At 28.2% G+C, this 11,063-nt stretch carries 8 protein-coding genes; 2 read left to right on the top strand and 6 right to left on the bottom strand.

The genetic code is table 11. The features are described from left to right. The 6 genes from pyk to ACIQ56_RS09230 form a co-directional block, all read right to left on the bottom strand. Positions 1-1,323: pyruvate kinase (gene pyk / locus ACIQ56_RS09255; protein ID WP_397600783.1), on the bottom strand; the 1,323-nt coding region annotated here is incomplete at its 3' end. After that, positions 1,310-1,540 carry an exodeoxyribonuclease VII small subunit gene (locus ACIQ56_RS09250; RefSeq protein ID WP_153421163.1) on the bottom strand — a complete coding sequence of 77 codons (231 nt, stop codon included), beginning with the start codon at positions 1,538-1,540 and terminating at the stop codon, positions 1,310-1,312. The genes pyk and ACIQ56_RS09250, both read right to left, overlap by 14 nt. A gap of 34 nt (positions 1,541-1,574) precedes the next feature. Beyond that, on the bottom strand, positions 1,575-3,026 hold the full coding sequence (xseA, locus tag ACIQ56_RS09245; protein ID WP_397600782.1) for an exodeoxyribonuclease VII large subunit: 1,452 nt from the start codon (positions 3,024-3,026) through the stop codon (positions 1,575-1,577). Beyond that, positions 3,023-5,053, bottom strand: coding sequence for a hypothetical protein (locus ACIQ56_RS09240; RefSeq protein WP_397600781.1), 2,031 nt, complete (start codon positions 5,051-5,053; stop codon positions 3,023-3,025). Before ACIQ56_RS09240 ends, xseA begins: the two co-directional genes overlap by 4 nt. Continuing rightward, positions 5,050-6,768 carry a hypothetical protein gene (locus ACIQ56_RS09235; protein ID WP_397600780.1) on the bottom strand — a complete coding sequence of 573 codons (1,719 nt, stop codon included), beginning with the start codon at positions 6,766-6,768 and terminating at the stop codon, positions 5,050-5,052. The genes ACIQ56_RS09240 and ACIQ56_RS09235 overlap by 4 nt, the downstream gene beginning before the upstream one ends. A 2-nt stretch (positions 6,769-6,770) precedes the next feature. Continuing rightward, positions 6,771-8,036 carry an exo-beta-N-acetylmuramidase NamZ domain-containing protein gene (locus tag ACIQ56_RS09230; protein WP_397600779.1) on the bottom strand — a complete coding sequence of 422 codons (1,266 nt, stop codon included), beginning with the start codon at positions 8,034-8,036 and terminating at the stop codon, positions 6,771-6,773. Positions 8,037-8,325: 289 nt separating this feature from the next. Between ACIQ56_RS09230 and ACIQ56_RS09225 the strand changes: the two genes are divergently transcribed. Continuing rightward, entirely contained in the window at positions 8,326-9,300 is a 975-nt protein-coding gene (locus ACIQ56_RS09225) for a flagellin (RefSeq protein WP_397600778.1), read from the top strand. Positions 9,301-9,604: 304 nt separating this feature from the next. After that, a complete protein-coding gene (locus tag ACIQ56_RS09220) occupies positions 9,605-10,819 on the top strand; it encodes a pyridoxal phosphate-dependent aminotransferase (protein ID WP_397600777.1) in 1,215 nt (404 codons plus the stop codon). Positions 10,820-11,063 lie beyond the last annotated feature (244 nt).

Below are 11,063 nucleotides of genomic sequence, written 5' to 3'. Positions count from 1 at the left end.
ATAGTTAGCAATTTCAGAAAATGCAGTATCCGTATCATAAAAAATATTATTTAAAACACCAACAACACCACGAACTAAACAAAGTTTTCTGACAACATCGGGTCTTGGGCTAAATGCAATAATGGGAGTTTGTGGGCGATATTTTGCAACATATCTCGCCATACTGCCTGTTAAAGTTAAACAAATAATTGCTGTCGCTTTCATTTTTTCTGCAAGCTCAACTGTTGTTCTTGCAAAAACTTCAGCAGAAGATTCTGTTTCTGCTCTTGTTAAAGGAACTGGTTCTATAGGTGCTATGCTTTTGCTTTTGTCTACCCTGTCAAGGATATTGCGCATGGTAGCGACAGCAAGTTCTGGGTACTTACCAGAAGCGCTTTCACCCGAAAGCATAGTTGCGTCAGCATGGTCAAAAACGGCATTCGCAACGTCACAAACTTCTGCTTTTGTAGGTCTGCGATGTTCAATCATAGAATCGAGCATTTGAGTTGCCACTATAACTGGTTTGCCTTTATTTAAAGCTGCTTCAATGATTTTCTTTTGATATGCCGCAACGTTTGCAAAACCGCATTCTACACCAAGATCACCACGAGCAACCATAATTCCGTCAGAAACAGTACAAATTTCATCAATATATTGAACGGCGCCAAGCATTTCTACTTTAGTAATAACAGGAGTATCTGCACCTAATGCTCTTAACATCATTTTAAGTTTAGTTACATCCGCTGGAGTTTGCACAAAGGATAAAGCAACATAGTCCACACCTTGAGCAACACCAAATAAAAGATCTCGAATATCTTTTTCTGTTGTTGCAGGAATAGAAAGATGGCATTCTGGAAAGTTCACCCCTTTTCTCGATTTTAAAAGACCTCCATGAGTCACTTCGCAATCGACATCGGTTCCTCTAATGTCTGTAATTTTCATTGCTAATAGGCCATCATCTAGTAAAATGCGGGCGCCTATTTTAACATCATTCGCAAGTTCACGATAGTCAATTGGAATAAATTCGGGAGAAGTTTGCTCAGGAGCATATCTTAAAGTTACTTTTTGTCCTCTTGTAATTGTAATCGCGCCATCTTTTAACTTTCCAGTTCGTATTTTTGGACCTTGCAAATCTTGTAATATAGCAACTTGAACATTTCTTTCCTTTGAAATTTCTCTGATAAGAGCAATATTTGCAGCATGCATGGCGTGATCACCATGAGAAAAGTTCAACCTAGCGACATTCATTCCCGCATCAATTAGTTTTGAAATCATTTCTTTTGTACTTGATGATGGGCCAAGGGTACAAACAATTTTTGTTCTAGGAAGATTATTGAGATCCATTTTTATCCTCTTCTGGGTTTGTAAGAATTTTTCTTGAATTGATTATTTGTTGAATTTGGACTTCAGAATCAAAAAGATGGGATTTTAATTTTTCAATTAGAAGATAAGCTTCTTCCAATTTTTGGGAAAGCTCATCGATAGGAATGGAGTCATTTTCCATACTTGTTAAAATATGGTTAACACGTGTCAGAATTGAATTGTAGTTTTGATTTTCCATTTCTTTTCCATATTTTAGAATTTCTAATTGATAACTAAGAAGGATCACTCTTTTGTGTTATCTCATTCACAGAAACATCTACAAAGATATGTTGATTTTCGCAATCACTTGCGAATTTAAGTTTGAGATCAATTGGGGGAGCTTGTTGTAAAAAATCTTTTCCTTTGAGTAGGTTTCCCTTATGATCATAAACAAGGGCATAACCTCGATTCAAAGTTTGTGTGATACTGGTTTGAAATACTTTCAAAATTTGGGAGTAGCCTTTTAATTGTCTTTTTTCGGATTCTAATCTTCGAATTGCAGCGCGTGATAATCTTTCTTCAATTGAAAATAAAAATTGTCTTTCAGCAGAGGTTTTTTTTAATAGCAAATGAGTTACTTTTTCTAATCTCATGAAGAAAGTATGAAGCGAATTAAATATATTATCAATTAAATATCTTGCCGCTGCAGTAGGTGTTTTTTCAGAATGAAAAGAAACTTCGTCTGAAATACTAATATCATCAAAATGTCCCACAGCTGTTATAACAGGAATTTTGCTTAAGCCAATTTGTTTTGCAATATCTGAATCATCAAACCATCTTAAATCAAGCCTACTCCCACCGCCTCTTGTAATGACAACACAGTCATATCGGTGAATTTGATCGGATATATGGCATAAGGCTTTTGAAACATTTTCAGACGTTTTTTCGCCCTGCATATTGCAATCAAATAAAGAAATTTGGAAAGATAATTTCGAGAGTTTTAACTCATCAATAAAGTCTGAAAAAGCGCGGCTATTATCTGCGGTAATTAGGGCAATATTTAATGGAAAGTTATTTAATTTTAAAAGTTTATTTTTATGATATAGTCCTAATTTTTTTAGTTCAGAAACAATATTAATTCTTTGTAAAGCAAGTTCACCTTGCGTAAATTGAAGGTCAATATCATCAATAATAGCAGAAATTTTAGAACCTTCTTTTCGAAAATCACATGAGACAAAAATTTTAATTTTTGTGCCATCTTTAAATAAAATTTTTGAAATTTTTTCTTCTAAAAATTGTCTACGCCCAGACCATAATATACAAGAAATACTTGCTGCTTTTAAAGAATTTAAAGCTGATTCATTTTTCTCTTCTTTATCAATTAGATCAAAAAATATATGCCCATTAGATGACTTAAAGCTTGAAATTTCTCCATTAATCCAATATTTCCCAGGCATGTTTTTTTTAATTATAGATTCAATAAATAATACAAAATGACTCACACTCATTGTGTTGTTTTGTAGTGTATTATTCGTATTTAGTTTAGGCTGGGGAATAACTTCTATATCAGTTAATTTAAATCCAAGTTTCATAATATTTTCAATTGCAATTTGACTATTTAAAAGCCACCAGGATTTATTGCTAGAATCCCATTTTCCACCTATTTTTTTAATATCATCTTTAATTGAAAAAGTATCCCCGGATAAAATGATTTTGTTTTCTAAGGTGTGATAATTACGATTCATTTTTTCTCTTTGCAACTTATTGCATAATTTAAATTATTGGAGAGGGATGGATAATTTTGAGACCAAATTATAATATCTTTACTTTCATTTGGAAAAAAATTTGCAGGATTTTTAAATGAATATAATAAATTAAAATCAGATATATTGTTAAAATATAAAGAATTATCTTTAATGATATTTGTGTTAGGTTGTAACAAATATTGACCCATTCCAATTTGAAGTTGATTTAATTGTTTGCTATCTTTAGAGGCTTCTATTTTATAATCATTCAAAAAATTCTCTGAATGTATCAAACAACTTACTTGCAGCTCCTCTATAACATCATCACCTTGTATTTTCAAATCAGCAATATAGGTTTCAAATTTGGAATCAAAGTAAATTTGTCCTAGCTTTATGTTTTGATTAGAAAAACATCTAGCAATTTTATCTTTAGATGTTAGCTTAAACTTTATATTTCTAAATTTAAAAAAGGTAATTAAAATATCTCTAATTTGGTATCGATTTCTAGATTGTCTAATGATATCATTATAATCATGCATTTTATTATAGGGAATATGAAATTTATTATTTGAATAAAAATCATTTTCATTAAAAATATAATATTCATCCTGTTCTGATAGAGTACTTATCACTTTTTCTTTTTTAATAATTTGTTCTGGTATTTTTTGATTTTTAATATTCAATAAAAAGATATCTAATAACAAATTTTGTTGAATAGGTGTGTATTCGTTTAACTGACTTATAGATTTAAAAGATGTACTTTCATTTTGAGGTAAAAACATAATAATCGATTGATCTGAAAGATTATTATGTTTATTCATATCAAAATCATTTCCAATTAAAATAAATATATTATTGTTTTTGTCTATTTGTTTTAAAATACTTAAAACGGTGTTCTCGGTATCATCTTCTTTTGGAGAGATATCTATTCGAACAATGTCTGACGATGAAATATTAATAGACTCTGATATTAATTTATCTATATTTAATATTGATTTTTCACGATTTATTTTAATAAGCGTATTTGCATGCTCTATCGCTTGTTCTTTTGAGTCTTTGAAAGATACATTTATTCTTAATAAATACTTTGAATTTAAATTTACTTGCTTTAGTAAGTTTTTTTCATTTTCTATAAAAATATCATGAGATTTATAAGTAAAACCATTGTTTAAATAGTTATTAAAAGATTCTAATGTAATGATATTTTCTTCATATTTTGCAGCTAAAGGGAAAGAGTTTCTATTTATAAATAATTTTTCTTTTGAATAAAAGCTTGATATGTCTTTATAAAAGTTATTAGAAATATTTTTTGATTTTAAATTTATAAAAATAGACTTGTTTTTATTTTGTGGTTTTTCAATACCATGAAATATTAAAATTCCAGAAGGGTTTTTGTTCCAGCTTAATGTTATTCCTTTACTATTTAGGCCAGAAGGAATTTGTATTTTAGTTATTTTATTATTTTTAATTTCAAAACTATTTGTTTCATTATTATCGTAAGTAATATTAAGTGTACTTGGTGTTTCAAATTTATTTGCTGCTACTCCTTTATTCTCAAAAATTAATGTTTGATCCGCTATGAGTTCTAAACAATCACAAGTAATAGATTCACCAGGTAATAAAATAATTGACTTCATTTTTAAAACTGAATTTTTGTCGTTCATGTACTTATAGGATATAACATCATCAATTGATTTTGTTTTTTCAATATTTAATATATTATTATCTTTTAGTATTAAATCATTTAAATTAATTTTTTTAACTTTGTTTTTTTTAGGGTAATGAAAGTATTCAAATAGATTTTTATCAGAAATCATATTGGTATACTTTAAATAGTTTATATTTACATAGTTTGATGTTTCTAAATCAATATATTCGTCTAAATGAGCTTTATTTATGATTTCGCTCAAACTTTTAAAATTTATTAAAAACCCATATATCTGATTTTTAAATGAAAATATTAATATCGCTAATACAAATAAAAAAAGAATAAAATTGGTCAATTTTTTAGATTTTGTTTTTTTCATAATTTATCCGAGATAAAAATGAATATTTTTTTAAAAAGATCTTCATTTAATAATAATGAAACATCTGAAATATAACTATTTTCAATGCTTTTTTGGCAGTTGCTATTTAATATGCTGTTATTTGAAATGATTTTTTGAGGATTATCAAGAATTTTTCTTTCATAATAAGAGATTATAGGTGATGTCGTTTCATTTTCAAAACACATAAAGTTCCTTTTAAAATTCATTGATTGAATAATTGAATTATTTAAATTTAAGGATACTCTACCATTAATAACTTCCGCATTTTTCGAAACTAATATATTTTTGTTTTCTTCAAGGTATTCAAATTTAAAGTCTTGCTTATAGTTTATCAGTTCTCTTTTTCCAATGTCGGTAATATTTTGATAAATTAATGTATTTTTATCTTTTTTGTTTAGGTATAAAATTTCTGAAAATAAGCTTTTTGAATCAAGAAATAAAATGTTTATTTTTAATTTATCCGATTCCAGAGTTTCATTTATCTTTTCAATTATTCTAAATATATTAAACTCTTTATCTTTTTTATTTAGAAATGAAATGATAAGTTTGTTTTTATCTGTGGGGTAATTAATTCCAAAATAAAGATCAGATAAAATATTTTCATCTATATTTGATATTGACTTTAGGCATAAAGCATTTGGAATTGTTTTAATGATAAGAGAAGGAGGCATAAATACTAAAAAAGGATTTAAATTTTCTATAATTGAATATTTATTTATACTACTTACATTATTATCACAAACAATTTCGCCGTTAAATTTACTTGTAATTGCTCCAAGGCTTGAGGGAGTTCCTATATTACTTATATAAATAAATTTATCAGTTTTTTTAAAGTTTTTTACATAGTCATTCAAATAATCTAAGTAAGATTGACTGGGTATCTCATCTCGAATTCCTGTTTCGAATGGGTAAAGTCCTGTTAAAAGAGAAAAATAATTTGAGATATTATTATTTGAAGTAAGTCGAATTTCATTAGAAGTTATTTGAAAATTTTGATTTAAATAATTAAAGTCTGAATTTTTTTGAATTTTTTCTAATTCATTTTTATTTGTATTTTCAATAATGAAAAATAATTCGCTGTTTTCAATGTTCACTTTCGTGAGTTCTCTAAAGTCTTTTGTTTTTTTCCAATCAAAAACTAAATAAGCAATTATTAATAAAAATAAAGTAAAAAGTCTCCATTTTCTTTTTTGAATATTGTCATTTAAATTTACATAAAAAATCATAATAGATATAATAAAAAATCCAATAAATAAATTATTTATAAATCTTGAAATATTTGTTATAAATTCTGATTTGTTTTGAATGATACCAAAGGAAAAACCATCGTTTTTTGTTGTAAAAATGAAAATAATAATGATTAAAAATGAAAAAAATCTTTGAACTTTTAATTGTGACTTTATAAAAATGATACCAATGCAAAATCTGATAATAATAGATGGAACTAAAAGAGAAAAAAAACATATTAAAAATAATTTTGAAATATCAATAAAGTCTAAACCTTTTATATAATTTATTTTAATTTCTTTTGGAAAATAAGATAAAAAATTATTATCCCAGTTATATATATTTATAAATATTTTAAAAAATGTGTACAAAATAAGGCATGGTATGATAAAATAGAAAAAATTTCTATCTAATAAAAATTTTGAAATATTAGAAACCGTAGTTTTAGAAAAACTTTGTTTTGTCATTATTATTCTCTATAAATTAATAATGGTTCCATTTCATTCATAAAAGTTTGTCCGTTATCGTTAGAATCTTTTAAATGTTCTTTTAGTTCTTTTATAGAATTAGCTGTCATTTTTTCTGAAAAAAATTGAATCCATTTTTCAGTTCCTAATATTAAATTAATAGGTAAATCTTCATAGTTATATTCATAGCCAGGTTTAGCCCAAGCAAAGTCATTACTCTGATATTTGCTGCAATAATAAAGAAAGCACATTCCTAAAGAAAATAAATTAACATTTTCTGGTTCTTCAATATGAAATTGAATCCCTTTACAAATATTTCCTTGGTGTTTATTAAAAGTTGGTCTAAAATCATGAGGTCTAAAAATGATTGAATTTATTTTATTTTGATCCTTTAAAAATAAATCTTTATTTTCATTTAAAAAATTTATACACATATTATTGTCTAACCAAGGGGCACCAATTAATTGAAATGGAATTGTTGAGCCTCTTCCTTCACTTATATTTGTACCTTCTAAAGTTACAAAAGAAGGAAACATAAATGCAGATTCCCAAGAAGGAATATTTGGAGACGGCATTGCCCACTTTGTGTTTTTTAAATAATAAATATCTACTGCCCTTTTTAAACTTTCAACTTCAATCACCTTATAATCTAATGCTAATCCATCACATTTTATAAAGTAAAATCCAAGTTCACCCATGGATAGGCCATGTCTCATTGGTATGTCATACCACCCTACAAAACTATGCCATTTTGTTTCTAACCGATCTCCCTCAACGTAATTCCATTTATTTTGTTTATTTTTAACAGATAATCCTAAAGGATTTACTCGATCAAAAACAACAACTTTTTTATTAAATTTTGAGCCAGCACGAAGACAAGCTGCTAATGTAAGCATGTATGTATAAACTCTACAACCTATATCTTGTAAGTCAACAACTAAGGTATCAACATTTTTTAAATGTTCTTCTGTTGGTTTTCTTGTATTTGAATATAAACTAAAGAGAGGAACTTTTTTCCCATCATTAAAATAATAATAATCGTCTGGTGTTTCTTTCATATTATCTTGTTCTGTTTGAAAATAACCATGCTGAGGTCCAAAAACACAAGTCACAATTGCATTTGATGTATTTTTTGTGGCTTCATAAATCATATTTGTAGATGGTTCAAAAAACGATGTCACAGATGTTTGATTTGCTACAACTCCAATTCTTCCTAAATTTTTTAATATATTTTTATCTTTTTTTAATTGGTCTATGGCGGGTTTCATTTCATCCTCTAAAATAAATTTATTTTATTATTTAAATATCTTTTTTAAAAATTAAAATGTCTTATACTTGTTACATGCAATCATTACCCAGTTAATTGGATCCGTATTAATCCGATTTTCATTTCAGTCCTTGTTTATGATGGCATAATAAAATTTAAAAAGAAAATTTTAAAGCCACCGTAATAAGAATAAAATCTTTTACGTTTATTTGAAACAGGGAATCTGGCAATCATGGAAGATTGCTAACTCCTTTTAGGAGTGTATTTAGGTTTCATGGAGGAAACAGGTTATGGGTTTACGAATTCAGACCAACATACAATCTCTTCACTCACAGCGGGCGCTGTCCATTTCAACAATGGCAAATGATTTATCAATGGAAAAATTAAGCTCCGGATTTAGAATCAATAGAGCTGCAGATGATGCAGCCGGACTTGCTATTAGTGAAAAAGTTAAAGCAGATATCCGAGGCTTAAATATGGCCAAAAGAAATGCAAACGATGGTATTTCAATGGTTCAAGTAGCCGAAGGTGGTATGAATGAAATTGGAAATATTTTAAACCGCTTAAGAGAGCTCTCTGTTCAAGGTGCATCGGATACCATTGGGAATAATGAACGTAATTTTATCAATAAAGAATATACGGCTTTAAAAGATGAAATCGATCGTATTACAAATTCAACTGAATACAACGGAAGTTTATTATTAGTTGGTTCCAATGCAGAAGACAAAATTCCAGATGCAAAAATGTTGGATCGTGCGAATACTCCTCCATTTGAAATTCAAGTTGGTAAAAACTGGTATAAAGATGTTGACTCACAAGGTTTAGACGATCCTTTTGGAAGAAATCCAGTTAACATTATTCGAATTAAGTTTGATCAAATTGACACAAGTACTGTTGGACTAAAATTAGGACGTGGTAACGACAATACAGAAGAATCTATTGGTGTTTATCAAGAAGGCGAAAAAGATTCTACTATTTCAAAAAATAGAGCTCAAAGATCCATCGCTAAAATTGATGATGCTATTAATACGATTGCTGGTTTTAGAGCAGATCTAGGTGCAATTCAAAATCGTCTAAACTCTACTATTTCAAACTTAGCAATTCAAAGTGAAAACTTTTCTGCAGCGAATAGCCGTATCCGTGATACCGATTTTGCTGAAGAAACAACAAGAAATACGCAAAGTAATATTCTTAAACAGGCTGGTGTTGCTGTTCTTACGCAAGCAAACCAATCTACAAGTGCAGCACTCCGTTTGTTAGGCTAATACCATTAAATAGCTTTCTAATTTTTTTAGAAAGCTATTTATTTATTTTGGTAAATCAATTTTTAATAAATGAAAATGATAGCTAAAATAGCATTTATTTTTTTTAGATTAAATTAACAAATCATGATAAAAATTTCTTATAAATAAAATTTTTTTGTAAAAAATACTTAAAGTCTTTTTTAAAGTATAAAAATATTATATATGTTAATTTATCGCTTGATTTTATTTTGTGTATCTTAAAAAAATATTTGCAACAAAATATTATTAATTTAGTGTAATTTATTTTATAAATAGGAATAATATAATGAATTATTCAGAAAATAATGAAATTTCTAACTTCTTTTCAAAAAAATTTATTGAATTATCAAAAATGGGGGGGGATATCAGGAGAATATTTATGCTGGGACAAAAACTCAAATTAAATAACCCAGATATAGATTTGATTGATTTATCTTTAGGAAATCCTGATTTAGAGCCTCCTATTCAAATAAATAATTTACTTATTCATTTGCTTTCAAATTATGAAAAAGGTTGTCATCGATATATGGATTCTGCTGGATTAGAAGATGCGCGTACCTTTTTAGCAGCCGAATTAACAAAATCTGAAAAAGTAAAAATTTCAAGTAACTCTGTTTATTTAACAGTAGGAGCTGCAGGTGCCATTCAAATTCTTTTAAGAGCATTTTTAGATAAAGATGATGAAGTTATTATTTTTAGCCCCTATTTTCCTGAATATATTCCTTATGCAGAAAATTTTGGTGCTAAACCTATTATTGTAAAATGTGATGATTCTCATCAGCCTAATATCCAAGACTTTGAAAAAAAAATAACAAATAAAACAAAAGTTGTTATTATGAATTCACCTAATAATCCATCTGGAATTGCCTATAGTAGAGATACACTAGAAAATATTATCAATGTATTAATGAAGAGAAAAGAAAAAAATGGCCAGGTCATTCAGCTTTTATCTGATGAGCCCTATAGTAGGGTTATTTATAAAGAAGAGAAAATTACGCCCTTATTGAGTTTGTACCGTAATACATGGCTTGTCCGCTCCTTTTCAAAAGATCTTGGACTAGCTGGAGAACGCATAGGTTATATTGCTTGGCGAAATGATCCTGCTTTTGCAGAAGCATTAAATGCATTTAGAAACTCATCGCGTGTTTTAGGTTTTGTAAGTGCCCCAAGGCTAATGCAGCGATTAATTCCTTTAATGTACAATACAAGAATTGATGTTAAAATTTACGAAAGAAGAGTGGAAGCTTTTGTTAAAATATTACGAGCAGGTGGTATAGATGTAAATCTCCCTGATGCCGGTTTTTTTGTTTTCCCTAAAACACCAATTGTAAATGACAGAAAGTTTTGTGAAGATCTTGTAAATGTTGGAGTATTATGTGTTCCTGGCGCTGCCTTTGGTTCTCCTGGATACTTTCGAGCTTCCTTAACGCAAGAACAAGACATAGTTGAGTTGGCTGCTCAACGGATTGTAGAATTTACTAAATCTAATAATTATGTATAGTTAAATTAATTTTAATTTTTTTTGAAAGAAAGATTTGACAACTCAGATCCTGTTGTGTAGCTAGATGTTCTCGCTGCTAGCGAAAAGTCTCAGAAATGAGAAAAATCGAGCAAAGGTAAGTTATTTGACAAGAGAAGAAAGCAAAAACAGAGTGCGGTTCCATGGTTTTAAGTAGATTTTCTCGCGAGAGGAAAAGGAAAGAAATCAGGTTCCGTAAAAAGAACCGTCAAGATAGTAAAAAAAG

Source organism: Silvanigrella sp., from assembly GCF_044369315.1.
Lineage (GTDB): Bacteria > Bdellovibrionota_B > Oligoflexia > Silvanigrellales > Silvanigrellaceae > Silvanigrella.
The sequence above is the reverse complement of the archived record's forward strand: the minus strand, read 5'-3'. Positions and strand labels throughout refer to the sequence as shown.

Excerpts from the sequence above, each read along its gene's own strand:
- ACIQ56_RS09225 (WP_397600778.1), top strand. The coding sequence starts at position 8,326 with ATGGGTTTACGAATTCAGACCAACATACAATCTCTTCACTCACAGCGG.
- ACIQ56_RS09220 (WP_397600777.1), top strand. The coding sequence starts at position 9,605 with ATGAATTATTCAGAAAATAATGAAATTTCTAACTTCTTTTCAAAAAAA.
- ACIQ56_RS09250 (WP_153421163.1), bottom strand. The coding sequence starts at position 1,540 with ATGGAAAATCAAAACTACAATTCAATTCTGACACGTGTTAACCATATT.
- xseA (WP_397600782.1), bottom strand. The coding sequence starts at position 3,026 with ATGAATCGTAATTATCACACCTTAGAAAACAAAATCATTTTATCCGGG.
- ACIQ56_RS09240 (WP_397600781.1), bottom strand. The coding sequence starts at position 5,053 with ATGAAAAAAACAAAATCTAAAAAATTGACCAATTTTATTCTTTTTTTA.
- ACIQ56_RS09230 (WP_397600779.1), bottom strand. The coding sequence starts at position 8,036 with ATGAAACCCGCCATAGACCAATTAAAAAAAGATAAAAATATATTAAAA.
- ACIQ56_RS09235 (WP_397600780.1), bottom strand. The coding sequence starts at position 6,768 with ATGACAAAACAAAGTTTTTCTAAAACTACGGTTTCTAATATTTCAAAA.